Source organism: Exiguobacterium sp. SL-10 (genome assembly GCF_004337025.1).
Lineage (GTDB): Bacteria > Bacillota > Bacilli > Exiguobacteriales > Exiguobacteriaceae > Exiguobacterium.
In genome coordinates this window covers 296,623-321,439 of record NZ_SJUP01000001.1, presented here as the reverse complement: position 1 = coordinate 321,439, position 24,817 = coordinate 296,623, and the positions used below count along the sequence as shown (strand labels likewise).

Sequence of the window (24,817 nt, the reverse complement as noted above, 5' to 3'; positions counted from 1 at the left end):
GTTCGGATTTCCTACTTCATCGTACCATATTTTCCATGAATCTGATAACGTAGAGACAGAAAAAGAACAAAGGTGATGAGACTAGTGGCATATGATGGATTAATGACATATCGTGTCGTAACAGAATTACAAGCACTCGTCGGGGGGCGCATCAATCGCGTGCACCAACCGTATTCCCTCGACTTGATGATTCAAGTCCGCTCGAACCGCCAAAGCGTCCAATTGCTCGTTTCGGCGAACGCGATGTACGCGCGGCTCCAATTGACGGATAACCCGACCAAGAACCCGCAAGAACCGCCGATGTTTTGTATGATGCTCCGCAAACATATCGAAGGCGGCTTCATCACGGCGATCGAACAAGTCGGACGTGACCGCGTCATCGTCCTATCGATCCGCTCACGAAACGAGCTCGGCGACGAAGAGAACAAGAAAGTGTATATCGAACTGATGGGACGTCATTCAAACGTCGTCTTGACGAACGAGGACGACAAGATTTTAGATGCGATTAAGCACCTGCCGCCGTCACAGAATACGTATCGGACAATCATGCCAGGTAGCGAGTACCTACTGCCACCGGCCCAAGACAAGTGCGACCCGTTGACGGAACGTGAGGCCGGCTTGAAGCGAATCGATTGGAACTCAGGAAAACTTGATAAACAACTCGTCGCCAGTTTCGCCGGACTCAGCCCGCAAATCGCGCAAGAGATCGTTCATCGGGCCAAACTCCCGAACCGGGCGAGCATCGAAGAGGCGTTCAAGAGTGTGATGGCCGACCTTAAAGGCCCGTTCGTCTTCCAACAACTCGCTTCCGGCAAAGAACGCTTCAGTCCGATCGTCCTCACGTCAGGCGAGATTTCCGCCGAAGAACGCTACGAGACGAGTAAGGACGTGCTCGACCGCTTCTTCTATGAGAAAGCGAACCGCGACCGCGTCAAACAACAAGCGCATGACGTCGAGCGTCTCCTGAAGTCCGAGCTCGAGAAGAACGTGTTGAAGCGGAAGCGTCTGCTCGACGATTTGTTGGCGACGGAACGGTCCGACGAGTTACAAAAATACGGAGAACTGTTGACGACGTATTTGTTCCAACTTGAGAAAGGGATGACCGTCGCTCACGTCGTCGACTATTACGACGAAGAAGGCGGCATGATCGACATTCCGCTCAACCCGCTCAAGACGCCGAACGAGAACGCGCAAGCGTACTATAAAAAATACAACAAGTTGAAAGTCGCCAAAATCGAAGTACAAAAACAAATCGAATTGAACGACGCCGAGATTCAGTATTTAGAGACGCTCGTCGCCCAGCTCGATGTCGCCTCACCGGCCGATATCGTCGAGATTCGAGAAGAGTTGGCCGAGGGCGGCTACATGAAACAACGGAGTCAAAAGAAGAAGCAGACGAAGAAAATTTCGCTCGAAGCGTACATGTCGTCGACGGGGACAGAGTTCTTCGTCGGGAAAAACAATACGCAAAACGATCATTTGACGTTCAAGTTCGCCCGTCGTGATGAGATTTGGCTGCACGTGAAAGACATTCCTGGATCCCACGTCATCATCCGTTCGAGCGAGCCCGACGAGACGACATTGCTCGAAGCGGCGACCGTCGCCGCTTACTTCTCGAAGGCCCGTGCCTCGAGTGGTGTGCCGGTGGATTACACGAAAGCACGCTACGTGAAAAAACCGAGCGGCGCCAAACCTGGATTCGTCATCTATACGGATCAGCAGACGGTGTACGTCACTCCGGATGAGCGGCTCGTTAAATCACTCCAGCAATGAGTTCAGGCCACGTCACATGACGTGGTCTTTTCTTGTTAGTCCATGGGCACTCGCCCTCTCGGCGCCCACGCTTTCCGCAGGCAACCCCGGAGCCGCATCGCGACTCAATGTCGCTGCTGGGTCTCCGTTGGGTTGCTTTCCTGCAGGAGTCGGGGCGCCGGCGGACGAACGAAAGGATTGGCACACGTCTGATCGACAGGCGAGCAGACACATGTCAAAGCCGGCACCCGAACTCCTAGGGGATAGCGATGCAAGGGTGACCCCGTAAAGTGCGGCGAGCACTGCGGAGGCATCCGCATCGCCCCAGGAACGGAGGGTGCCGGCAAAGGCATGTGTAGATATGACATGTCCACTTATATTGACAACAAGTAAAGGCCCCGTCATGTGCGACGGGGCCTTGCTTCATTTCGGATTATGTTTGAACGCTTCGAGCTGTTCATGATAGTCGAGCAAGTGCCCGTGTAAGATTTCAGAAACGGATAAATCCTCGTGTGGCAACGTGAACAACGAATATGGCTTATCACACGTATAGAGGATGTCGTGATGATGCGCGAGAAGATATAAAAATTCGGATTCGAACGCCCGGCGTTCTTCTTCGCCCATCAATAATAGTGCCTCGCGGTGTTCAGCAAGACTCTCAAGCAACAAGACGAGCTTGTCTTCAAGATGAATCAATAGACGGTACTGCTTAATCGTCAAATGCTTCAGTTTAACGTTCGTCACTTTCATGTCTTCCTGGAGCATCATGTGCAGCTCCTGATGACCGAGGATGCGGGCCCGTGTCTCAAGGAGTTCGGACGGGGAACCGACAAGTTCACGCCAATGATGGAACATGTAGGCCGATGTCTTTCGAATCTCACTGAGCAACCGATCTTCATAACGAGGCGGCAGGAACGCATAGTTCACCCCGAGGGAGACGAAGACACCGACAGCCGTCAAGAGTGAACGGGTCCACGCATAATGGAAGAAGTCGGTCGTCGGATTCTCGAGCATGAGTACGATTGCGAACGCCGCGTACGTCGACATGTGCGTCTTATCGAACGTCGTGTTGAGTGTGAGCGCGACGATGACGGCGAGCCCGATCGAGATTGGGTTGACCCCGAACGCGTAGACGATCAAAAGACCGCACATGAGTCCGACAATCGTCCCGAAGATTCGGCTGAAGACGATGTTTGATGACCGTTTCACGGTCGGTTGCATCGCGACGACGGCCGCGATCGCCCCCATGCCCGAATAAATACCGAACACGTACCACGACAAGGCAATCGTAATGGCGACGGCAATCCCCGTCTTCAAAGTCCGGAGCCCAACTTTAGGGATGTAACGTTTGTTGATCATTTCAGCTCGACCTTTCCTGTCTCGGAAATGAGTTCGATGTTCGGCCGGTTCGAGTTCGACAGATGGTACACACCATCCCCGATTTCCTTGAACCGCTTCGACGCCGTCACGGTGCCGGATGTGCTGACGTTTACTTGTCCGGTCGCGTTGCGTGGCTCGTACGTGAGTGATCCGGCCTCCGTTTGGACGGTCAGTGCTTGGTTGACCACGACGTCACGGATTGTCGCATCACGATACGAACGGATGTCGCCCGTGACGACACGGACGGTCTCTAGTGTCGCGTCGCTCCGCGTCTCGACACGAAGTCGATCACTTTCAAGTTTCTTTACATTGACTGAATTCGCTTCCAAGACAATCGTCTTAGCAATCAATCCTTGCCCCGTCACTTGCCCGGCCTCGACATCAATCGACGTCATCGAGCTCGGCAAAGCGACGCGAATTTTGTAACGGGACGGCTCATCGCTCGCACGACTGCCGAATTGACTCAGTTGACCGAATCGTTCGACAACCGATATCGTGTCGCCGACCGATTTGACTTTGATGCGCCGCTCTTTCGAATTCGTCTGCAACACGTCAATCTGAACCTTCTCATTTGTGCTCCGAACAAATTCGACGTTGCCATGCGCCGTCTCAAGTCGAAGCCTTTTCATTTGGTATCGGTCTTCGTACGTGTCCCCAAGTGCCAACACGTGGCTGAATATGAATAAATTCAAGAAAAAAATGAGGGGCAAGACGGTGAGGACGAGTCCGAACGCGATTTTACGATGTTCCGGGATGGCTTGAAAGCGGGCTTTCAAGGATTTTCCCTTCATTCTAGAATACGCCATACATATCTCCTTTGTTGACTGCTTTCCCTATTCTAACACGTTCAGTATGCCATGTTACCAATTGAAAAAGAATCCGCCCGGAGGTGGATTCTTAGAAAAGTAGATTACGATGTGACACGAGCGCTCCAACCTGTCGGATCACTTTGCCAGTCACGTAAAGTAGCAGCCTCTTCTTTACTGATGATGCGCTTCTTGACGGCGACCTCGAGCACATCCAATAGTGTAATCAGCGCGTGCGCAGTTAAACCGGAGTCTAGCAGATTGATAGCGAGATGGCTCAGACTGTAGGAGAAGATCGCTTGAATCTTCACGACCTCCCCGCCCGCTTTCTGAATCGCTTTGGCGGCCTCGATGCTCGATGAACCGGTCGACAACAAATCTTCAATCACGACGACACGAGCGCCAGGCTCGAATCGCCCTTCGATTTGATTCCCTTTCCCATGCCCTTTCGCACTCGAACGGACGTAGACGAGCGGCAAGCCGAGCCGGTCGGCCAGTAGCGTCGCATGAGGAATCCCCGCTGTCGCCGTCCCGGCGATGACATCGACGTCGAGCGGACGGATCACATCGACGAGCGCATCGATGATGAGATTGCGGACGTCAGGATAGCTGAGTGTCAAACGGTTGTCACAATAAATCGGACTCTTCATCCCGCTCGACCACGTGTATGGATTTTCTGGTGAAAGGGTCACGGCCTCGATTTGTAATAATGCTTCAGCGATTTGTCTCATAAGTTCGACTCCATTCCTGTAAGTAGTGTGCATAAGCGGCGTTCGGATCTTCGGCCCGTGTGATGGGCCGGCCGACGACGATGGCCGACACACCGGCCTCACGCGCCGCTTTCGGTGTGGCGACGCGAACTTGATCGTCCGCTGTCTCGTTCATGCGGATGCCCGGCGTCACGGTCAAAAATGACGATCCGAGCGCTTGGTGAATCGCGCGGGCCTCATGCACGGACGCGACGACTCCGTCGAGTCCGGCTTGGTCGGCCATGGCAGCCTGGCGGAGGACGGCCTGTTCCAGTCCCCCATTGATGTGTAGTTCTTCGGCAAGCATTCGTTCATCGGTCGACGTCAACTGGGTGACCCCAATCAATTTCGTCGTGTCAGTCACGTCACGTAAACCATCTAACGCGTAACGCATCATCGTCTCACCACCAAGTGTATGAACGTTTGTCAACTCGACGCCGAGACGCCCGATTTGACGGAGCGTCCGCCGTGCTGTTTCTGGGATGTCATGCACTTTGACGTCTAAGAAGACCGGGTATCCACTGTCGACGAGTTGCTCGACAAAGCGCCCCCCTTCGCGATAAAACAGCTCCATCCCCACTTTGACGGCCGGCTTCTGTTCGATTCGTTTTAACAAACGGAACGCGTCGGCGCCTGTTTCGACATCAAGCGCGAGATACAGTCTGTTCATAAGCTTTCCCCCTGATGTCTAAAATATGATCGATGCCAAGTTCGTCAAGCCGTCCCGGCAACGCTTCGATGATTTCTTGGCAGACGTATGGATTTTCAAAGTTGGCCGTTCCGACCGCGACCGCTGAGGCACCTGCGTAAATAAACTCTAACACATCGTCGACCGTCCGCACGCCGCCCATCCCGATAATCGGGATATTAACAGCCTGAGCGACTTCATACACCATGCGAATGGCCACCGGTTTAACAGCTGGCCCAGACAATCCCCCGATGCGATTGGCGAGAATCGGTTGCCCGGTCGTGACATCGATGCGCATCCCGACGAGCGTGTTGATCATCGTAATCCCATCAGCGCCGGCCGCTTCGACCGCACGCGCCATCGTCGTGATTGACGTGACGTTCGGTGACAGTTTGACATACACCGGTTTTGAGGAAGCCGCTTTGACAAGCCGAGTCAATTCAGCCGCCATCTCAGGATCAGTCCCGAACTGCATTCCGCCGCACTTCACGTTCGGACACGAGATGTTCAGTTCGAGCGCTTTAACGGTCGGGTCGGCACTCATCTGGCGGGCGACGTGAATGTACTCTTCTGGCGTCGAGCCGGCCACGTTGGCGATAATCTCGGTATCAAATTCTGACAAAAACGGAAGCTTCTCTTCAATGATCGCATCGACGCCCGGGTTTTGAAGGCCGATGGCATTCAGCATCCCTTGCGCCGTCTCGGCGACCCGGGGCGTCCCGTTCCCATACCGCGTCTCACCCGTCGCCGCCTTGATCATGATTCCTCCGAGGACGGATAAATCGTAAAGCTTGGCGAACTCTTCACCGAATCCGAAACAACCTGACGCCGGCATAATCGGATTTTTTAACTGTAATCCAGGTAAGTCGACGTGTAGTCTCATAGCGTCACCTCTTCCGCACGAAATACCGGTCCGTCACTGCACACTTTGACATAACCGCCGGGAGCTTGGCACACACACGCGAAACAAGCTCCAATGCCACACCCCATCCGATTCTCAATCGAGATATACCGCTCCTCGATATGTGACGCGGCGACCGCTTTCAACATCGGCTCTGGTCCACAGCTGAATAACACATCGGCATCGACTTGCGCGAGCGGGCCGGTCACAAACCCCATTTCCCCATACGTTCCGTCGACCGTCGTGATGATTGTCTCCCCCAGTTCGCGGAACGCATCTTCATAAAAAATACTCGTTTTCGTATCAAATCCGAGAATTGCCACCGTCTCGATTCCGCGTGCGGCGAGCATGCGCCGCGTGTAATAGAGCGGCGGCACCCCGATCCCCCCACCGACGAGGACGACCCGCTTGCCCGTCTGTTCGAGCGGGAAGCCGTTGCCGAGCGGACCGAGGACGTCCAAGACGTCGCCGGGCCGACGTGCGGCGAGGTCTGTCGTGCCAGCCCCAATCACTTTATAGAGGAACGTCACGACGTTGTCCTCGACGTTTGCGACCGAGAGCGGACGTCGCAACAGCTCTGACGTCTTCACGTGAAAGAACGTACCCGGCGCGACTTCTTGTGGGGAAATCTCAACTTTCATCTCCATCGTCGCTGTCGCGATCAATCGGTTCGAACGAATCGTCGCAAGTTGTCTCATACGGTCACCCCGAATGTCGTGAACGCCGGCAAACTCGTCGTTTGGAACGACAGGCTCTCGATGACTTGGAGCAGCGCCTTGACCGTGTCGAGCGACGTCAGGCAAAGTACTCCCTGCTCGGCCGCGGCTCGACGGATGATGAACCCGTCTTTCGTCGCGAGGGCGTCACGCGTCGTCGTGTTCAAGACGATGTCGACTTCTCCTCGTTCGATGACGCTCAGCATCGTCTCACCAGATTCGTTGATTTTCCCGACCGAATGGACCGGTAGCCCGTCTGCTGAAAGAGCGCTCGCCGTACCCGATGTGGCCATCAGTCGGAATCCGAGTCGATTGAAACGGCGGGCGATGTCAAGCGCCTCGTCCTTGTCTTGGTCAGCGACCGTCAACAGGACGTTCCCTTTCAACGCGATCGTCATACCGGCAGCGACGAGCCCTTTGTAGAGTGCCTTTTCAAGCGTGCGGTCTGTCGCCATGACTTCACCGGTCGATTTCATTTCCGGTCCGAGTGATGGGTCGACTTCTTTTAGTTTCGCAAAACTGAACACCGGCACTTTGACCGAGATGGCGTCCGCCTCCGGATGCAAGCCAGTCCCGAGACCGAGTTGTTTCAGGCTCGTCCCGAGAATCGTCTGCGTGGCGATGCGCGCAACCGGCAGGCCCGTCACTTTCGAGATGAACGGGACGGTCCGGCTCGCCCGTGGGTTGACTTCGATGACGTACAAGTCGTCGGCGTAGACGAATTGAATATTGAGCAACCCTTTAATCCGGAACGCCTTGGCGAGTTTGATCGTGTAGTCGACGACTTTTTCTTTCAATGCCTCACTCAACCGTTGCGGCGGATACACGGCGATCGAGTCACCCGAGTGGACGCCGGCTCGTTCGATATGTTCCATGATACCCGGGATATAGACGTCCGTCCCGTCACAGATGGCGTCGACTTCAATCTCAATCCCCGTCAAGTAGCGGTCGATGAGGACAGGACGGTCTTTCGAGGCGACGACGGCGTGGCGCATATACCGCTCGAGTTCCGTGCGCTCATAGACGATTTCCATCGCACGGCCGCCGAGGACGTATGAAGGGCGGACGAGCACCGGATAGCCGAGCATGTCGGCGCACGCGACGGCTTCTTCGACCGTGACTGCCGTTTTGCCTGGCGGTTGGGCGAGCCGTTCGGCCGAGAGCGTCGCTTCAAACGCTTTCCGGTCTTCGGCGCGGTCGATGTCTTCAAGCGATGTTCCAAAAATTTGAACGCCTTCCGCTTCGAGTGAAGCTGCCAAGTTGATGGCCGTTTGGCCTCCGAACTGGACGATGACGCCGAGCGGCTGTTCGTTACGAATGACCTCAAGCACGTCTTCGGTCGTGAGCGGTTCGAAATAGAGCCGGTCCGAGATAGAGAAGTCGGTCGACACCGTCTCCGGGTTATTATTGATGATGATCGCTTCATAGCCAGCGTCACGAATCGTTTGAATCGAGTGGACGGTCGCATAGTCGAACTCAACGCCTTGCCCAATCCGAATCGGACCCGATCCGAGGACGAGAATCGACGGCTTGTCCGTCTTCACGGCCTCGTTCTCGACTTCGTACGTCCCGTAAAAGTATGGTGTTTCCGAGGCGAACTCGGCGGCGCACGTATCGACCATCTTATACACCGGACGAACGCCCCAATCGTTCCGAAGCGACGTCACTGTCTCCACAGTCTCATTCGTGATTCGAGCGATCATCTTGTCGCTGAAACCGAGGCGTTTTGTCTCGATGAGGCGTTCTTTCGAGAGCGACTCACGCTGAAGCGTCTCTTCTTGTTGCCAAATCCGAGCGAGCTTCGATAAGAAGAAACGATCGATTTTTGTCAGTTCATGCAACTGTTCCGTCGAGTAGCCGCGGCGGAGCGCCTCATAAAGCATCCATAGCCGCTCATCCGTCGGTGTCGTCAACTCACGATCGAGCTCCTCCGCGCTTAGTTGCGCGAGCCGTGGCACGGCCAAGTCTTCTGTCCCAAGTTCGAGCGAACGGACGGCCTTGAGAAGTGCTTCTTCCAAGTTACGACCGATCGCCATCACTTCGCCGGTCGCTTTCATCTGCGTACCGAGGCGACGGTCAGCCGTCTCGAATTTATCAAACGCGAACCGTGGGATTTTAGCGACGACATAGTCGAGCGCCGGTTCGAACGAGGCGTAACTCGTCTCCGTCACCGGGTTCTTCAGTTCTGACAACTTGTAGCCGACCGCCACTTTTGCAGCCAACTTGGCGATTGGGTATCCCGTCGCTTTCGAGGCGAGCGCCGAACTGCGCGAGACGCGCGGATTGACCTCGATGACGTAATACGTGAAGCTGTCCGGGTCGAGCGCGAACTGAATGTTACATCCGCCTTCGATGCCGAGGGCGCGGATGATGTCGAGTGAGACGCTGCGAAGCATCTGGTAGTCGCGGTCAGACAGGGTCTGTGTCGGTGCGAAGACGATCGAGTCGCCCGTATGGACCCCGACCGGATCAAAGTTTTCCATCGCACAGACGATGATTGCTTGGTCGCTCGAATCACGCATCACTTCATATTCGACTTCTTTCATGCCGGCGATCGATTTCTCGAGCAACACTTGTGTCACCGGACTCGCTTTCAGCCCTGATTCGACGAACTGTTCGAATTCATTCCGGTCATGGGCGATCCCGCCACCGGTTCCTCCGAGTGTGTACGCCGGACGGATGATGATCGGGTAGCCGATCCGCTCGGCAAACCCCCAAGCCGACTCGAGTGATTGCACGATCTCACTTTCCGGGACACCGTGGCCGAGTTTGTACATGAGGTCGCGGAACTGCTCCCGGTCTTCGGCCTGCTCAATGGCCGATAATTTCGTTCCGAGCAATTCGACGCCGCACTCTTCAAGCACGCCGCGACGGTCGAGTTCCATCGCCAAGTTGAGGCCCGTCTGGCCGCCGAGTGTGGCGAGGAGTGCGTCCGGACGCTCTTGGCGGATGATGCGTTCGACGAATTCTGGTTCGAGTGGTTCGATGTAGACACGGTCCGCCGTCGTCGGGTCGGTCATGATTGTGGCTGGGTTCGAGTTGACGAGGATGACCTCGTATCCTTCTTCTTTTAAGGCAAGACACGCCTGGGTACCAGCATAGTCAAATTCTGCCGCCTGTCCGATGACGATCGGGCCGGATCCGATTACAAGGATTTTCTGAATATCTGGTCGTTTTGGCATGTCACATTCCTACTTTCTGTTTGTTTTCTTGGACGATCTGCATGAAGCGATCAAATAAGTCGTTGGCGTCATATGGACCTGGTGCCGCTTCCGGATGGTATTGGACTGAGAATGTCGGGTGATGCAGATGCTTCACACCTTCGACCGTGCCATCGTTGACGGCACGGTGTGTGACGACGAGCCCTGTCTTCGCAAGCGATGCCTCGTCGACCGCGTAGCCATGGTTTTGGGATGTGATCGTCACCGCACCGGTCTCAAGTTCGAGCACAGGATGATTAGCGCCACGATGACCGAACGGGAGTTTGAACGTGTTTGCCCCGCTCGCGAGCGAAATCAATTGGTGACCGAGACAAATCCCGAAGATCGGTAACACGGGCATGAGACGTTCGATGAGCGGCAGCGCCGTCGGTACGTCTTTCGGGTCTCCCGGCCCGTTCGACAACATGACGCCGTCCGGTTCATAACGCATCACTTCCTCGGCCGTCACGTCGTGCGGCAAGACGACGACTTCACAGTCGCGCTTCACGAGTTCACGCATGATCCCGAGCTTTGCCCCAAAATCGATGAGGGCGATCCGTGGCCCGCTACCGGTGCTGACGTACGCCCGCTTCGTCGAGACGCGTTCGACTTGGTCGGTCGGAAATAACGCATCGAATCGGTCGCTGACCGATGCCCACGTCGATTCACCGTCGACCATGACGCCGCGCATGACGCCGAGCGAGCGTAAGTGACGCGTCAACATACGTGTGTCGACCCCTTCTAGACCAGGGATATTGAAGCGTTTGAGTGTATCATGAAGCGATGCCGTCGAGCGGAAGTTCGATGGTGTGTCGCACACTTCTTTGACGATGAGCCCTTTCGCCATCGGCACGGTCGTCTCAAAATCTTCGCGGTTGACGCCATAGTTGCCAATCAACGGGTTCGTCAACACGATGAGTTGATCGCAGTAAGATGGGTCGGACAACATCTCCTGGTACCCGGTCATCCCTGTCTGGAAGACGACTTCCCCGATTGTCTCCACATCTGCACCAAACGCTGTTCCAACAAATGAAGTGCCATCCTCAAGCCATAATGTTCGTTTCATCGAATCTCCCCTTATATACGATTTTTCCGGCCGCGATCGTCATGACCGGCCAACCAACCAATTTCTTCCCGGCGAACGGTGTGTTCTTTCCTTTCGAACGGAACGTTGTCGGGTCAACCATTCGCTCCGTCTCGGTATCGATGAGGGCAAAGTCCGCCGCTCGTCCGACTTCAATCACGCCATACGGCAACCCGAACACGTCGCTCGGACGTTTCGTCATCCAGTCGATGAGCGCCGCTTCTTCCATCTGACCCGTTTTAATAAACGTCGTATACAGAAGCGGGAACGCCGTCTCGAATCCGGTGATGCCGAACGGGGCCCGTTCCATGCCGGCTGCCTTTTCTTCGGCCGTGTGTGGGGCGTGGTCGGTCGCAATCATATCGATCGTCCCGTCGAACAACCCTTCAAGGAGCGCCTCCCGGTCGTCCGCGCTCCGAAGCGGTGGGTTCATCTTGAAATTCGGGTCAAGCCCTGGAATATCGTCTTCACAGAGGACAAGGTGATGCGGCGTCACTTCGGCCGTCACACGAATCCCGGCCCGTTTGGCGTCTCGGATGACGCGCACCGACTGCCGTGACGAGACGTGACAGACGTGATAGTGGCAACCTGTCTCTTCGGCGATCAAGACGTCGCGAGCAATATGGATACTTTCTGCAAGACTCGGGATGCCTTGGATGCCATGTTCTTCACTGAACCGGCCTTCGTGGACCGAACCGGCCTTGAGCGTGTTGTCCTCACAGTGGGCCACAATCGCCTTATCAAGACGTTTTGCTTCCCGCATCGCTTGACGCATCATCGCCGCCGATTGGACGCCGACCCCGTCATCGGTGAATGCGAACGAATCTGCAAGAGAGGCCATGTCGACTTGTTCAGTGCCGAGCTGCCGTTTCGTGATGGCAGCATATGGCAGGACGCGCACGATGGCATCTTGCTCGATCTTAGCCAAGAGCTGGTCCATCGTCGCCCGGTCGTCCGGTACCGGACGTGTATTTGGCATGGCACAGATTGTGGTGAACCCGCCGGCCGCTGCCGCCTCTGTTCCCGTCTTGATCGTCTCTTTCTTTTCCCCGCCCGGTTCGCGCAAATGGACGTGGACATCGACGAGCCCAGGGATCAGGAGCTTCCCTGACGCATCAATCACTTCATGTCCTTCGGTCGTGCCGTCATAGTCGACCGATCGGATTTCGCCGTCCTCGATCAATAGATGCGTCGTCCGTTTCGTTTTACCGTCATACCAAGTTGCGTGTTGAAGTATCATAATTGTCCCCCTAATGCTCGATTTAAAATGGCCATCCGGGCGTAAACGCCGTTCGTCATCTGTGGAAAGATGCGTGACTTCGGATGTTCAATCAAACTGCCGGCAATCTCGACGTCCCGATTGACCGGGGCCGGATGCATGATGATGGCGGACGGTTTCATCCGCTCGACGCGTTCCGGTGTCAATCCGTAGCGCGCATGATAATCTTCTTTCGAGAAGATGTCACCCATGATGTGGCGCTCGTGTTGGACACGGAGCAGCATGACGACGTCACAGTCCGCTAACACATCATCGAGGTCACGATGCTCAAGTCCCATCGACTCGTCCCACCATGAGGCCGGGCTGCAACCGACGACGTTCGCCCCGAGCCGTCTCAACACACTTGCGTTCGAACGTGCGACACGGCTATGGACAAGGTCACCGCAGATGGCAATGTTCAGGCCTTCGAACGTCTTGAACTCTTCAAAGATCGTGACGAGGTCGAGAAGTGACTGCGATGGGTGTTCCCCGCTGCCGTCACCGCCGTTCAATACCGGAATGTTCAACTTTTCGACGAGTTCATGGTAATAACCCGACTCCGGATGACGGATGACCAGGGCATCGACCCCGATTGCCTCGAGCGTCTTGCACGTGTCGTACAACGTCTCCCCTTTTGTCACCGATGACGTCGCCACGTCGAACGGAATCTCCTGGACTTTCAAGTGCCGTTCGGCCATTTGAAACGAATTTTTCGTTCGCGTCGAGTTTTCAAAGAACAAGTTCGCGACCGTCTTGCCGTCAAACAAGGGCGGCATGTCCCCTTGTTTGTAGCGTAGCGACTCCTCGATCAATCCCATGATCTCGTCGAGCGAGAGCGTGTCCAGACTGACAAAATGCTTCGGTTGTTGTTTGATGATGTTCATGTTCGTCTCCTCCTTTTGTTTGAAGGCAAAGAGAAAAGGCGTCTCTTCACCTACGTGAAGGGACGCCTTCATTTGGGTAGACTACACCCAAATAAACGAGCCTTCACTTTGCCGACCTCACGGGATCGAATTAAAAGTTACTTGCTTGTCGTGTATCTTCAGTTGTTTCGGCAGCAGCTTCGTCGACCGCCTCTTCTTTTGGCAAGAAAGCGTTCAAGAGAATCCCGACGACTGTGGCGAGTGCCATCCCTTGAACCGGGAAGCTACCGAGTTGGACCATTGCCCCACCAAGTCCGATGACGAGGATGACCGAGGCGATGATGAGATTGCGTTTCTCAGCGAGGTCGACGTTGCTTTCGACCATCGTCCGCAGACCGTTCGAAGCGATGACTCCGAACAAGAGGATTGAGATGCCGCCTTTGACCGGGTTCGGGATCGTCGAGATGAACGCTTCGACGTGACCGAGGAAACCAAAGCTGATGGCCATGAGCGCTGCTCCGGCGATGACGTAGACACTGTACACTTTCGTGATGGCCATGACCCCGTTGTTCTCACCGTAAGTCGTACATGGTGGACCACCGAGCGCCGAGGCGACCGCTTTCCCGACACCGTCGCCGAGGAGTGTCCGATGTAGACCTGGATCTTTCATCGTTTCGCGTCCGATGATTTTTGACGTGACCATCTGGTCGCCGATATGCTCCGTCATCGTGACGAGCGCGACCGGGACGATGGCTAAGAGTGCTCCGACTTGCCACATCGGCATATAGTCGACGAACACCATCGTGAAGTCAGGCAGTTGGAACAAGCTCGCTTGACCGAGCGCCGAGTAGTCGATGATGCCGAACAGGGCGGCGATGAGGTAACCACCGATGATCCCGAACAAGATCGGTACGGCGCCCCACACTCCTTTGAGCGTCGTCATGGCGAACATCGTGATGCCGAGCGTGAGCAGCGCGACGGTGATGAACGTTCCATTGTAGGCACCGTCTTTATTCATCGACATGTCGATCGCGACCGGCGCGAGCGATAAGCCGATGACCATGATGACTGGACCGACGACGACTGGCGGCAAGAGGCGCAGCAACCAGTTCACACCCGTCTTATAGATGATGAGCGAGACGACACCGTAGACCGATCCGGCGATGATACCACCGAACAAGGCGGCTTCGACGCCCCATTGCTGGCTAACCGCGATAATCGGGGCGATGTAGGCGAAACTTGACCCGAGATAGGTCGGAACTTTGAAGCGGGTAATCGCTAGGAATGAGAGCGTGGCCACACCGGAAGCGACGAGGGCGACGGACGTGTTCAGTCCAGTCAAAATCGGGACTAAAATCGTCGCTCCGAACATGGCGAAGACGTGCTGCAGACTGAAGAGCAGCCATTGTGGTAAGTGAGCGGGACGCTCGTGGATGTTGAGGATTGGTTTCATTTGTAGATCTCCTTCCTGGCCTCTCTGGACCACCTTAAAGGTTTTGGTTTATTGCTGTTTGATGAACACTTCATCGGTCGTGTCGACTTCACTGAGTCGGACGACGACTTGTTCTGTTTTCGATGTCGGGACGTTCTTGCCGACGAAGTCGGGGCGAATCGGTAGTTCGCGGTGTCCCCGGTCGATCAAGACGGCGAGCTGGATATAATCCGGGCGACCGTGATCGACGAGTGCGTCCATGGCGGCACGCACCGTCCGGCCCGTGTAGAGGACGTCGTCAATCAAGACGACCGTCTTGCCGTTAATGTCGTGCGGTAATTCGGTCGCTTTCACTTCCGGGTCGAGTGATTTTTTGGATAAGTCGTCCCGATAGAGCGTGATGTCTAAGTTACCGAGTGCGATCGGCTTGCCTTCGATTTCTTCGATCCGATGCGCGAGGCGGTCGGCGAGCGTCTCACCACGGGTTTTTATCCCGACGAGCACGACGTTGTCCGTCCCTTTGTTTCGCTCGATAATCTCATGGGCGATTCGGGTCAAAGCGCGGCGGATGGCCGCTTCATCCAATATGGTAGAACGTTTCAAACAGTTCCCCCCTCTCTCAAATTGTATAAAAAAAGAAGACTTCCTCATCCGGCTGGAAAAGGAAGTCTTCATATGTGAGGGCAGACCTCTGCCTCAAATAATCGACGTGTCGTGACCGCGGTCACAATCCTTTCACAGCCTCTCTGGACTGGGTTTAAAGGTGTTATGCTTCCTAGACTATAAATCGGAATCGGTTGAAAGTCAACGCGTTTTCTCGATTTTGTCCAATTTTGCAAGCTCTGCCTCGAAGTCGGCCGGGAGCGGCGCCTCGAATTCGAGCCATTCGTCCGTGCGCGGGTGATAGAAACCGAGCGTCGCCGCATGGAGCGCTTGTCCGTTCAATTGAATCGTCCGGCGTGGACCGTATTTCGGGTCACCGGCGAGCGGATGGCCGATATAACGCATGTGGACACGGATTTGGTGCGTCCGCCCCGTCTCGAGCTTACACTCGACGAGCGTGAAGTCTTTATAGCGCTCGAGCAGACGGAAGTGTGTGATCGCCTCTTTCGCGTTCTTGTCCGTCACCGTCATCCGTTGACGGTCGTTCGTGTCACGCCCGATCGGCGCCTCGATCGTCCCGAGCTCATGGGCGACTTCGCCATGGACGAGAGCGATATATTCACGCTTGATCAAACGATCCTTCAACTGGCTCGCGAGCGATTCGTGCGCCACATCGTTTTTCGCGACCATGAGGAGACCGGTCGTGTCTTTGTCGATGCGGTGGACGATACCTGGACGCTTGACGCCGTTGATGCCTGACAAGTCATCACAGTGATAGAGGAGCGCGTTGACGAGTGTCCCTGACGTGTGCCCGGCCGCCGGATGGACGACCATGCCGCGTGCCTTGTTGACGACGATGACATCCTCGTCCTCATAGACGACGTCGAGCTGGATATTCTCAGGTAAGACTTCGAGTTCGACGGCCTCCGGGACCGTCACGACGATTTCGTCGCCTTCTTGCAGTTTATAGTTCGGCTTGACGACCTGGCCGTTGACAAGGAGGTCCCCCGCCTTGATCCAGTCTTGGATTTGCGAACGTGACCAGTCACTTTGTTCGCTCATCCATTTGTCGATACGTGCCTTTTCTTCGGCGACAAATGTGTAAGTTTCCATTACGATTGTCCCCTTTCTTTGTTTAATTTTTCTTCGAACAAGACGCCGATAATCATGAAGATGACCCCGAACGTGAGTGCCATATCGGCGACGTTAAAGATGGGGAAGTTATAGCCAAACGGATACGTGTCGACAAAGTCGACGACTTCGCCGCGAAACAGACGGTCGATGAAGTTCCCGATCGCACCGGCGAGCAGTAACCCGACACTGTAACCGAGCAAATCGAACCCGTTCACTTCTTTATGCAGGAAGTAAATCAGACCGACGACGACGACCGCGGTGACGATAAAGAAAAACACCATCTGTCCTTCGAGCATGCCCCAAGCCGCGCCTTTATTGCGGTAAGACGTCAAATAAAGTAGACCAGGGATCAGTTCAATCGATTGTCCGATTGTCATCGTCTGGACGACGATCCATTTGGTCACTTGGTCGAGCAAAATGAGGAAAAGTGCTAATCCGTAGTAACGTTTCATCAAATTCTCCTTTCAAGTCACAAGAAACCGGAGTGGACGATCGCCACTCCGGTCCGGCTTATGCGATGACTTCTGTACAACGCGGGCAAAGCTCTGGATGTTCAGTGTTTTGACCAAGCTCGGTCGAATACGTCCAGCAACGGGCACAAGCGGCACCGTCAGCCTTCAGGACGCTGATTTCGGCTGTCGCATAATCGACATCAGCCGACTCGACGTAATCAAGTTGTGACACTTGTAGCAATTGGCGTACGTTGTCAATCGTCTCGAGCAACTGTTTCGTCTCACCTTTAGGCGCGACAAGCAATTTCGCTTCAAGTGGTTTCCCGATCAACTTCTCGCCACGGGCGATTTCAATCGCTTTCAAGACATCGTCCCGGAACGTGAGGAACTTCGACCATTTCGCAAGCAACGCCTTCTCGTCTTCCGACAATGCCGCTACTTCGTCAAGGTCCGTCAAGAAGACGCTATCCGCTTGTTTCGCCGGCACTTCTTGCCATACTTCATCTGCCGTGTGAGGGAGAATCGGTGCAAGCAATTTCGTAAGTGTGACGACCGTGTCATACATGACCGTTTGGACAGCACGACGACGTGCATCGTCTTCACGTTCGATATAAAGAATATCTTTCGTAAAGTCGAGATAGAACGAAGACAACTCATTGACACAGAAGTTATGGCTCAAGTGATAGACAGCCATGAAGTCGAACGTGTCGTATGCTTTGACGACTTTCGTCTGAAGCTGTTTCAGTTTTGTCGCCATGAAGCGGTCCGCTTCCGGCATGTCTTCGAATGCGACACGCATCGATGGATCGAACCCGTTCAAGTTACCGAGCAAGAAGCGTAACGTGTTACGAATCTTCCGGTACACTTCCGACACTTGTTTGAAGTTGTCGTGCGATGCACGGACATCCGACTGATAGTCGACCGACGAGACCCAAAGACGGACGATTTCCGCTCCGTACTGTTTGACGAGATCGTTCGGTGCGATCGTGTTGCCGAGCGACTTCGACATCTTGCGTCCGTCGCCGTCGAGGACGAAACCGTGGCTGAGCACGTTGCGATACGGCGCTTTGCCTGTCGTCGCGACTGCCGTCGACAGTGACGAGTTGAACCAGCCGCGGTATTGGTCCGAGCCTTCAAGGTACAAGTCGGCCGGACGGCGCAAGTTATCGCGCTGTTCGAGCACACCCGCATGAGACGAACCTGAGTCGAACCAGACGTCCATGATGTCGAGCTCTTTCCGGAACTCGCCGTTCGGGCTGTTCGGATGTGTGAAGCCTTCTGGCAACAAGTCTTTCGCTTCGCGCTCATACCAGACGTTCGAGCCGTGCTCATGGAACAAGTTCGCGATGTGATCGATCGTCTCGTTCGTGATGATCTCTGTTCCGTCTTCAGCATAGAAGATCGGGATTGGGACGCCCCATGCCCGTTGACGGCTGATGACCCAGTCCCCACGGTCACGGACCATGTTGTAAAGGCGCGTCATGCCCCACTCCGGTACCCAATTCACTTCTTTGATTTCACGAAGCATATCGTCACGGAAATCTTTGATAGACGCGAACCATTGCGGCGTGGCGCGGAAGATGACCGGTTTTTTCGTACGCCAGTCGTGCGGGTACGAGTGTTTGATGAATTTCAAGTTCAGGAGATAGCCGTTCTCTTCGAGTTTCATACCAATTTGTTTGTTCGCATCTTCATAGAACAAGCCTTCGAAGCCTGGCGCCTCTTCCGTCATATAACCACGGTCGTCGACCGGACAAAGGACATCGAGTCCATAAGCTTGTCCGACACGGTAATCATCTTCCCCGTGTCCAGGGGCCGTATGGACGAGACCTGTCGCATCAGCCGTGACATGATCGCCGATCATGACGAGCGATGTCCGGTCGTAGAGCGGGTGTTGTGCCGTCATGTGTTCGAACTCACGTCCGTTCCAAGAACCGCTCACCGTGTAATCCGTCCAGCCAAGTGCCGTCGTCACATCTTCCACGAGCGTTTCGGCGACGATGTAGCCTTTGCCATCGTGCTCGATACGCGTGTACGTCAACTCGTCGCTGACCGCGATCCCAAGGTTGGCTGGGATTGTCCACGGTGTCGTCGTCCAGATGACGAAGTGGTCCGTTGTCGCTAAGACATCCTTGCCGTCGACGACTTGGAATGCCACGTAAATCGCTGGTGACTTCTTGTCATAATATTCGATTTCTGCCTCAGCGAGGGCCGATTCAGAAGACGGTGACCAATAGACCGGTTTCTTCCCTTTATAGATGTAACCTTTTTCGGCCATTGTTCCGAACAGACGGATTTGAGCCGCTTCGTATTCCGGCAATAATGTGATGTATGGGTTGTCAAAGTCAGCGAGCAACCCGAGGCGTTTGAACTGTTCGCGTTGCGAGTTCACTTGTTCCATCGCGTACGCTGCACACTTCTCGCGGAACTCAGCGACGGTCATCTCCTTGCGGTTGACGCCTGCTTTTTGAAGCGCGTTTTCAATCGGTAGACCGTGCGTGTCCCAACCTGGGATCATCGGTGACTGATAGCCATTCAACGATTTGAAACGGACGATGATGTCTTTTAAGACTTTGTTGAGCGCATGGCCCATATGGATGTCGCCGTTCGCATACGGAGGTCCGTCGTGCAAAATGTATTGTGGCTTTCCGGCGTTTTTTTCTTGGACGCGGTTATATAGGTCCATCTGTTCCCAAGCCTCGTGCATCGCTGGCTCGCGTTTCGGCAGATTTCCGCGCATCGCAAATTCTGTTTCAGGCATCAATAGTGTGTCTTTGTAGTTCATTGAAACTCCTCCTGCATCTTTTTTTGACAACAAAAAAACCCGCCCCTAATAGGGACGAGTTTGTCGACTCGCGGTACCACCCTACTAATCTCAGGGAAAACCCCGAGACCGCTCTTGGTAACCGATAACGAGGTCAAGCGGTCGCGCTTACTAACTTCAGCCCGACACTCATAGGGGATACCGATAAAGTCTTTCTCTTAGGCTTGCACCTTCCCTAAGTCGCTTCGTAGGTATGACTTTATCGACGTGTCCTAATCGACGTATTGTGTATTATCCGTGATGTTTGGTTGGTATGACTTCGTCGTCATTATACGCAAGTTCAGTCTTATCGTCAAGAACCGTCTGGACCGGCGGCTCCCCGACAATCGTGTCCCATTCCGTACTGTTCAACAGCTCCATCTGTGCATCGACGAGGACGCGGAAGCGGGTCCGGTACAACTCGACTTTTTTGAGCATTTGAATGACTTCGCGCTCGGCAATCTGTTCTTTGCGTGACGCTTCTTCCTCACGGGCGAGCGCTTCACGTTCGGCCTGTTTTAAGATGAGACTCGCTTCTTTCGCCGCGTTCGTCTTCACTTCTTCGGCCGCCTCCTGGGCGACGATAATCGATTTGTTCAACGTGTCTTCCATCGAGGAGAAGTAGTCGATACGGGCTTGCATATCGTTGACGAGTTCTTCGTACCTTCTATTCTCACGAATCAATAGTTCAAATTCTTTAATGATTTGATCTAGAAATTCATTGACCTCATCGATATCGTACCCGCGAAAACGAGTCGAGAACTCTTTATTATGAATATCAATCGGTGTCAACGCCATTCGACTTTCCTCCTAAGTTCAACGTATGATGCCATACTGGATTTTTATTTTCTCACGTTTCGTCGAGCCAAGAATCGCCGTCAATTTGACGCGACCATACCCGCGGATCGATACCAAATCGTCTGGTTCAAGAATGAAACTCGCATCGTCAATCGATTTATGATTCACTTTGCAGTCTCCATGTTTGACGAGCGCCTGCGCCTTTTGCCGAGATAACCCGAGCACTTCGCTGACGACCGTGTCAAATCGGAGCGATGAGACGATGCCGAATTCGTCGCTCCATTTGACTTCGGGCACGATGAGCACCGATTCCGGCGGCACCTCAGAGATGCGAATTCGAGCCTTGCCGACCCGGTCGACGTTCATCTCGATGAATCCGACCGCCTCACGCGTCGTCGCGAATTGGGCGACGCCGTCGTCGAGGACGACGTCTCCAAATTTTTGGCGCTTCAAACCAGCGTTCAGGAGCGTACCCGTCACTTGACGATGCGTCAATTCCACAAATTTGGTTGGATAGTCGATTTGACGAATCGCGATATCGAAATCGTTCGGGTCGAGCTCGTAATAGTCCGGGGCGAGGATGAGCCGACGCCGTTCAGCGCCTTCAAACCCGCCGTCCTCATAAATCGCGAGTTGCTTCCCGACGAGTTGCCGGACGATTTGTTGCTCGCGTGGATCTAAAAAGTCCGTCACTTTAAACACATAGTTGTCCTCGACTTGTTGAACCCAGTCGAGCACTTGCTCGATAAACGGGCGCTCATTCGGACGATAATGATCGAAGACGCTCATTTAAATACCGAAAATCGCTCGCACTCCAAATTGTGCCATCCGTAGCACAAATAAAGCGACGATCGGGGAGATGTCGAGCATCCCGCCGATAGGTGGGATGATTCGACGAAACGGGTTTAGAAACGGCTCACACAAATACGATAAAATTTGACCAAATTTAGATTCGCGCGCATTCGGGAACCACGATAATAAGATATAGGCAATCAAGACCCAGCTATAATATCCAAGTAACGTAACAATCGTATTGCCTAAGGCAGGTATAGCATTTTCCATTCAGTTACCACCCTTTACTGTTGAGTTCGTCCTCCGAAATCAAATTCGAGATTGATCCCGTTAACTCGATGTTGTTTGGAGTACATAGAATCGTGTTATGTCCAATCGACGTCATCGTCCCTTCTAAGGCGTAGACGACACCTGACAAGAAGTTGACGACTTGGCGAGACTGTTCTTTCGACATCCGTTGAAGGTTGACGATGACAGCCCGATTTTCTTTCAACTGGTCGCTGATGTCCTGTGCCTCGGCGAATACACGCGGCTCGGCGAGAACGACTTTCGAACGCTCTTTCTTCTTCGTGTTCAATGCGACGATGTTGTTTGATGTTCTCGGACGGTCCTCGGTTTTAACGATTTGCTCTGTCATCGGTTGTGTCTTCGTCTCAGTGAGGGAATAGTCTTCCTCTTCGAACGTTTGATTCGGATCTTCCTCGAGTCCAAAGAAGTCTTTCATTTTGTTTTTGATTGACATAACGGATTCCTCCTTAAAATATATTATTGCACAAGTACGGTTCCAATACGAACAAACGATGCGCCTTCTTCAATCGCCAACGTGTAGTCGTTCGACATCCCCATCGACAGTTCCATGCACGGGGCATGCGGATAGGCAAGACGCGAGACGTCATCACGCAATCGGCTCAAGTTTCGGAACGTTTCCCGAATCACGGCCTCGTCTTCAGTGAGCGGAGCCATCGTCATCAGTCCGATGATTCGAATGTGAGGATACTGTTTACAGTTCTCGATGAACGGGACGACTTCCTCTTTTTCGAGCCCATGTTTTGATGCTTCTCCCGACACGTTCACTTGAACGAAACAATCGATGATTCGGTCGGCCCGCTTGTCGATTTCTTCGGCGAGCGAGCTCCGATCGAGCGAGTGAATCGCCGCGACATGATCGATGATTTGTCTCACTTTACGCGTCTGCAAACTGCCGATGAAGTGAAATTTGGCGTCTGATGGCAGCTCCTTCACTTTTTCAAGCAACCCTTCCGGCCGATTCTCCCCGAAGTCGCGGATACCTTCCGCGTAGAGGGCATTCGCCACGTCCGGTCCGACTGATTTAGTAACGGCGATGAGTGTCACTGGCTGTTCACCCCGGTGTTGGTCGATGGTTTGTCTAACTTCGAATACATTTTTAGCTATACTCACGATTTCTTCTCCTTGACGAGGACGGCCGCAAATCGACGCTTGGCGTCTCCATTCCGATACGAGAAAAAGCTTCGATCGGCAACGGTCGACAAGTTCGATTGGGTCACCTCGATATTTCTTTCGGCGGCGAGCGTCTCATTCACTTGTTGGAGTGAAAGATAAGCATGGTCCGCTCGTTCGTCTGAGACTGACGCTTCATAAGCTGCCAGTGAGACGGCTTCTACCGCATCGAGGACGCGACGATCGACCTCGTAATGTTCAGCCGTGATGGCTGGTCCGACAAACATGTCAATAGCTTGTTCTGGTACGCCGAGCCTCGCGAACGCATCGGTCATCGAGGACACGATGTTTCCGACCGTTCCTTTCCAGCCCGCGTGTGCGACGCCGATGACGCCATGATCTTTGGCGCAAAAGAACAACGGGACACAATCCGCGAACACAAGGGCGAGCGGTAACGAGTCGGCCGTCGTGACGAGACCGTCCGTTGCCGGGATCGTCTCGTCGTAACGGTACGCTCCCTTGCCGCGGTCCGTGTCACCGACGACTTCGACGTTTGTCTCGTGCACTTGGTCAGCCCATACCGAATCAGCGAGGTCGAGACCTGCTGTGTCAAAGAAGTATTTCCGATTGGCGACGACTTGTTCCGCATCATCCCCGACATGAAGTCCGACGTTGCCTTCGTTATGTCCGTCCGTCCGGGTCGTCACATAGGCGCGGTAGCGCTCCGTCTCGGTCTCCCATGTATGTAACAGTCGCATATGATTCTCCTTTTTTAGAAAAAGGGGATGCCGAGAACCGGCACCCCCTTTTGTTTAGTTACGGCGTTGTCTTACGAACGCTGGGATGTTGATCGTCTCGTCTGGGACGTCCCCGCCATAGACCGGTCTATGGAAGTTCCCTTCATCTTGTGGCGCAGCTTCTTGCGCTTTCGGTTGAGCCTCACGGTTCACTTCAGCTTCCGGTTGTTTCTTCGGTTGCTGAAGGAACGGGTTTGTCCCTTGCGCTTCTTCTGCGAATTCAGTTGCAATCACGGTAACGATAATCTCATCGTTCAAGTTTTCGTTGATGACCGAACCGAAAATCAAGTTCACTTCTTCATCAGCGGCACTTTGTACGATTTGAGCAGCTTCCGTGACTTCATACAAGCTGAGGCTAAGTCCGCCTGTGATGTTCATCAAGACACCTTTCGCGCCTTCGATTGAAGACTCAAGAAGTGGAGATGAGATGGCTTTCTTCGCTGCCTCGACGGCACGGTTCTCGCCAGTCGCGACACCGACACCCATGAGAGCCGAACCTTTTTCCGTCATGATTGTCTTCACGTCGGCGAAGTCGAGGTTGATGAGTCCAGGGATAGCAATCAAGTCTGTGATCCCTTGAACACCTTGACGAAGCACGTTATCCGCTTCACGGAACGCCTCGATCATCGGCGTATTGCGCTCGACAATTTCAAGCAACTTATCGTTTGGAATAACGATGAGCGTGTCCACTTTTTCTTTGAACGCTTGAATCCCGTGCTGGGCATGTTGCATACGTTTGCGACCTTCGAACATGAACGGCTTCGTGACGACACCGACTGTGAGCGCTCCGATTTCTTTCGAGATCTCCGCGATGACAGGTGCGGCCCCTGTCCCGGTTCCTCCGCCCATACCTGCTGTGACGAAGACCATGTCTGCGCCATCAAGCGCCTCAATCAATTGTTCACGGCTCTCTTCCGCCGCTTTTTTCCCGATATCAGGATTTGCGCCGGCACCAAGGCCGCGCGTCAACTTCGCGCCAAGCTGAAGCTTCACATCTGCTTTTGACATGTTGAGTGCTTGCGCGTCTGTGTTGACGGCGATGAACTCGACACCTTGCACTCCGTGCTCGATCATACGGTTGACAGCGTTTGAACCGCCACCACCGACTCCAATTACTTTAATTTTTGCTACGGCGTCAATCGCCTCATCAAAGTACATCATTTCAGGTATCCCCCTACGTAATTTCCAAT

General features: G+C 54.1%; 23 protein-coding genes. 1 reads left to right on the top strand and 22 read right to left on the bottom strand.

Annotated features, from left to right (window positions below; translation table 11 throughout):
• Nucleotides 1-84 precede the first annotated feature (84 nt).
• Complete coding sequence (locus tag EVJ33_RS01600; RefSeq protein WP_131433838.1) at nt 85-1,773, top strand: Rqc2 family fibronectin-binding protein; 1,689 nt, start codon at nt 85-87, stop codon at nt 1,771-1,773.
• A gap of 402 nt (nt 1,774-2,175) precedes the next feature.
• Here the strand turns inward: EVJ33_RS01600 and EVJ33_RS01595 are convergent, their stop codons facing one another.
• The 22 genes from EVJ33_RS01595 to ftsZ all read right to left on the bottom strand — a co-directional run bounded on the left by EVJ33_RS01595 (nt 2,176) and on the right by ftsZ (nt 24,788).
• Nucleotides 2,176-3,111, bottom strand: a complete 936-nt coding sequence (locus EVJ33_RS01595) for an FUSC family protein (RefSeq protein WP_131433836.1) — start codon at nt 3,109-3,111, stop codon at nt 2,176-2,178.
• Nucleotides 3,108-3,938: a hypothetical protein gene (locus EVJ33_RS01590; protein WP_131433834.1), complete on the bottom strand. Its 831-nt coding sequence runs from the start codon at nt 3,936-3,938 to the stop codon at nt 3,108-3,110. The genes EVJ33_RS01595 and EVJ33_RS01590 overlap by 4 nt, the downstream gene beginning before the upstream one ends.
• Nucleotides 3,939-4,042: 104 nt before the next feature.
• Nucleotides 4,043-4,669 carry an orotate phosphoribosyltransferase gene (pyrE, locus tag EVJ33_RS01585; protein WP_131433832.1) on the bottom strand — a complete coding sequence of 209 codons (627 nt, stop codon included), beginning with the start codon at nt 4,667-4,669 and terminating at the stop codon, nt 4,043-4,045.
• The gene (gene pyrF, locus EVJ33_RS01580) at nt 4,653-5,357 is read right to left on the bottom strand and encodes an orotidine-5'-phosphate decarboxylase (protein ID WP_131433831.1); all 705 of its coding nucleotides are present in this window, start codon (nt 5,355-5,357) and stop codon (nt 4,653-4,655) included. The genes pyrE and pyrF overlap by 17 nt, the downstream gene beginning before the upstream one ends.
• Nucleotides 5,332-6,258 carry a dihydroorotate dehydrogenase gene (locus tag EVJ33_RS01575; protein WP_131433830.1) on the bottom strand — a complete coding sequence of 309 codons (927 nt, stop codon included), beginning with the start codon at nt 6,256-6,258 and terminating at the stop codon, nt 5,332-5,334. Before EVJ33_RS01575 ends, pyrF begins: the two co-directional genes overlap by 26 nt.
• Complete coding sequence (locus EVJ33_RS01570; RefSeq protein ID WP_131433828.1) at nt 6,255-6,974, bottom strand: dihydroorotate dehydrogenase electron transfer subunit; 720 nt, start codon at nt 6,972-6,974, stop codon at nt 6,255-6,257. The genes EVJ33_RS01575 and EVJ33_RS01570 overlap by 4 nt, the downstream gene beginning before the upstream one ends.
• Nucleotides 6,971-10,174: a carbamoyl-phosphate synthase large subunit gene (gene carB / locus EVJ33_RS01565; protein WP_131433826.1), complete on the bottom strand. Its 3,204-nt coding sequence runs from the start codon at nt 10,172-10,174 to the stop codon at nt 6,971-6,973. Before carB ends, EVJ33_RS01570 begins: the two co-directional genes overlap by 4 nt.
• 1 nt (nt 10,175) lies before the next feature.
• Nucleotides 10,176-11,258 (bottom strand): carbamoyl phosphate synthase small subunit, encoded by a 1,083-nt coding sequence (locus EVJ33_RS01560; RefSeq protein WP_131433824.1) that lies wholly within the window; start codon nt 11,256-11,258, stop codon nt 10,176-10,178.
• Entirely contained in the window at nt 11,236-12,516 is a 1,281-nt protein-coding gene (locus EVJ33_RS01555; protein ID WP_131433823.1) for a dihydroorotase, read from the bottom strand. The genes EVJ33_RS01560 and EVJ33_RS01555 overlap by 23 nt, the downstream gene beginning before the upstream one ends.
• Nucleotides 12,513-13,418: an aspartate carbamoyltransferase catalytic subunit gene (locus tag EVJ33_RS01550; RefSeq protein ID WP_131433822.1), complete on the bottom strand. Its 906-nt coding sequence runs from the start codon at nt 13,416-13,418 to the stop codon at nt 12,513-12,515. Before EVJ33_RS01550 ends, EVJ33_RS01555 begins: the two co-directional genes overlap by 4 nt.
• 130 nt (nt 13,419-13,548) lie before the next feature.
• A complete protein-coding gene (locus EVJ33_RS01545) occupies nt 13,549-14,850 on the bottom strand; it encodes a uracil-xanthine permease family protein (RefSeq protein WP_131433820.1) in 1,302 nt (433 codons plus the stop codon).
• A 48-nt stretch (nt 14,851-14,898) separates the two neighbouring features.
• The gene (gene pyrR, locus EVJ33_RS01540; protein ID WP_114165490.1) at nt 14,899-15,432 is read right to left on the bottom strand and encodes a bifunctional pyr operon transcriptional regulator/uracil phosphoribosyltransferase PyrR; all 534 of its coding nucleotides are present in this window, start codon (nt 15,430-15,432) and stop codon (nt 14,899-14,901) included.
• Between the two features lie 201 nt (nt 15,433-15,633).
• Complete coding sequence (locus EVJ33_RS01535) at nt 15,634-16,545, bottom strand: RluA family pseudouridine synthase (protein ID WP_131433818.1); 912 nt, start codon at nt 16,543-16,545, stop codon at nt 15,634-15,636.
• A complete protein-coding gene (gene lspA / locus EVJ33_RS01530; RefSeq protein WP_131433816.1) occupies nt 16,545-17,018 on the bottom strand; it encodes a signal peptidase II in 474 nt (157 codons plus the stop codon). The genes EVJ33_RS01535 and lspA overlap by 1 nt, the downstream gene beginning before the upstream one ends.
• 58 nt (nt 17,019-17,076) lie before the next feature.
• Nucleotides 17,077-19,803: an isoleucine--tRNA ligase gene (gene ileS, locus EVJ33_RS01525; RefSeq protein ID WP_131433814.1), complete on the bottom strand. Its 2,727-nt coding sequence runs from the start codon at nt 19,801-19,803 to the stop codon at nt 17,077-17,079.
• 270 nt (nt 19,804-20,073) lie between these two features.
• Nucleotides 20,074-20,619, bottom strand: coding sequence for a DivIVA domain-containing protein (locus tag EVJ33_RS01520; protein WP_131433812.1), 546 nt, complete (start codon nt 20,617-20,619; stop codon nt 20,074-20,076).
• Between the two features lie 18 nt (nt 20,620-20,637).
• Nucleotides 20,638-21,408, bottom strand: coding sequence for a YlmH family RNA-binding protein (locus EVJ33_RS01515; RefSeq protein WP_131433810.1), 771 nt, complete (start codon nt 21,406-21,408; stop codon nt 20,638-20,640).
• Nucleotides 21,409-21,681: a YggT family protein gene (locus EVJ33_RS01510; protein WP_021067051.1), complete on the bottom strand. Its 273-nt coding sequence runs from the start codon at nt 21,679-21,681 to the stop codon at nt 21,409-21,411.
• Nucleotides 21,682-21,685: 4 nt separating this feature from the next.
• Nucleotides 21,686-22,153: a cell division protein SepF gene (locus tag EVJ33_RS01505; protein WP_131433808.1), complete on the bottom strand. Its 468-nt coding sequence runs from the start codon at nt 22,151-22,153 to the stop codon at nt 21,686-21,688.
• Nucleotides 22,154-22,176: 23 nt separating this feature from the next.
• The gene (locus EVJ33_RS01500) at nt 22,177-22,830 is read right to left on the bottom strand and encodes a YggS family pyridoxal phosphate-dependent enzyme (RefSeq protein ID WP_131433806.1); all 654 of its coding nucleotides are present in this window, start codon (nt 22,828-22,830) and stop codon (nt 22,177-22,179) included.
• Nucleotides 22,827-23,588 (bottom strand): peptidoglycan editing factor PgeF, encoded by a 762-nt coding sequence (gene pgeF / locus EVJ33_RS01495; RefSeq protein ID WP_131433804.1) that lies wholly within the window; start codon nt 23,586-23,588, stop codon nt 22,827-22,829. The genes EVJ33_RS01500 and pgeF overlap by 4 nt, the downstream gene beginning before the upstream one ends.
• A gap of 54 nt (nt 23,589-23,642) precedes the next feature.
• Nucleotides 23,643-24,788: a cell division protein FtsZ gene (gene ftsZ, locus EVJ33_RS01490; protein ID WP_021067047.1), complete on the bottom strand. Its 1,146-nt coding sequence runs from the start codon at nt 24,786-24,788 to the stop codon at nt 23,643-23,645.
• Nucleotides 24,789-24,817 lie beyond the last annotated feature (29 nt).

What these genes read in the sequence shown, in the direction of transcription:
- EVJ33_RS01510 (WP_021067051.1), bottom strand. Translation starts at nt 21,681, where the DNA reads ATGGAAAATGCTATACCTGCCTTAGGCAATACGATTGTTACGTTACTT.
- EVJ33_RS01515 (WP_131433810.1), bottom strand. Translation starts at nt 21,408, where the DNA reads ATGAGCGTCTTCGATCATTATCGTCCGAATGAGCGCCCGTTTATCGAG.
- carB (WP_131433826.1), bottom strand. Translation starts at nt 10,174, where the DNA reads ATGCCAAAACGACCAGATATTCAGAAAATCCTTGTAATCGGATCCGGC.
- EVJ33_RS01570 (WP_131433828.1), bottom strand. Translation starts at nt 6,974, where the DNA reads ATGAGACAACTTGCGACGATTCGTTCGAACCGATTGATCGCGACAGCG.
- ftsZ (WP_021067047.1), bottom strand. Translation starts at nt 24,788, where the DNA reads ATGATGTACTTTGATGAGGCGATTGACGCCGTAGCAAAAATTAAAGTA.
- EVJ33_RS01545 (WP_131433820.1), bottom strand. Translation starts at nt 14,850, where the DNA reads ATGAAACCAATCCTCAACATCCACGAGCGTCCCGCTCACTTACCACAA.
- pyrF (WP_131433831.1), bottom strand. Translation starts at nt 5,357, where the DNA reads ATGAACAGACTGTATCTCGCGCTTGATGTCGAAACAGGCGCCGACGCG.
- ileS (WP_131433814.1), bottom strand. Translation starts at nt 19,803, where the DNA reads ATGAACTACAAAGACACACTATTGATGCCTGAAACAGAATTTGCGATG.
- pyrE (WP_131433832.1), bottom strand. Translation starts at nt 4,669, where the DNA reads ATGAGACAAATCGCTGAAGCATTATTACAAATCGAGGCCGTGACCCTT.
- EVJ33_RS01555 (WP_131433823.1), bottom strand. Translation starts at nt 12,516, where the DNA reads ATGATACTTCAACACGCAACTTGGTATGACGGTAAAACGAAACGGACG.
- EVJ33_RS01590 (WP_131433834.1), bottom strand. Translation starts at nt 3,938, where the DNA reads ATGGCGTATTCTAGAATGAAGGGAAAATCCTTGAAAGCCCGCTTTCAA.
- EVJ33_RS01535 (WP_131433818.1), bottom strand. Translation starts at nt 16,545, where the DNA reads ATGGAAACTTACACATTTGTCGCCGAAGAAAAGGCACGTATCGACAAA.
- EVJ33_RS01575 (WP_131433830.1), bottom strand. Translation starts at nt 6,258, where the DNA reads ATGAGACTACACGTCGACTTACCTGGATTACAGTTAAAAAATCCGATT.
- EVJ33_RS01595 (WP_131433836.1), bottom strand. Translation starts at nt 3,111, where the DNA reads ATGATCAACAAACGTTACATCCCTAAAGTTGGGCTCCGGACTTTGAAG.
- EVJ33_RS01560 (WP_131433824.1), bottom strand. Translation starts at nt 11,258, where the DNA reads ATGAAACGAACATTATGGCTTGAGGATGGCACTTCATTTGTTGGAACA.
- EVJ33_RS01520 (WP_131433812.1), bottom strand. Translation starts at nt 20,619, where the DNA reads ATGGCGTTGACACCGATTGATATTCATAATAAAGAGTTCTCGACTCGT.
- pgeF (WP_131433804.1), bottom strand. Translation starts at nt 23,588, where the DNA reads ATGCGACTGTTACATACATGGGAGACCGAGACGGAGCGCTACCGCGCC.
- EVJ33_RS01505 (WP_131433808.1), bottom strand. Translation starts at nt 22,153, where the DNA reads ATGTCAATCAAAAACAAAATGAAAGACTTCTTTGGACTCGAGGAAGAT.
- EVJ33_RS01550 (WP_131433822.1), bottom strand. Translation starts at nt 13,418, where the DNA reads ATGAACATCATCAAACAACAACCGAAGCATTTTGTCAGTCTGGACACG.
- lspA (WP_131433816.1), bottom strand. Translation starts at nt 17,018, where the DNA reads ATGAAACGTTACTACGGATTAGCACTTTTCCTCATTTTGCTCGACCAA.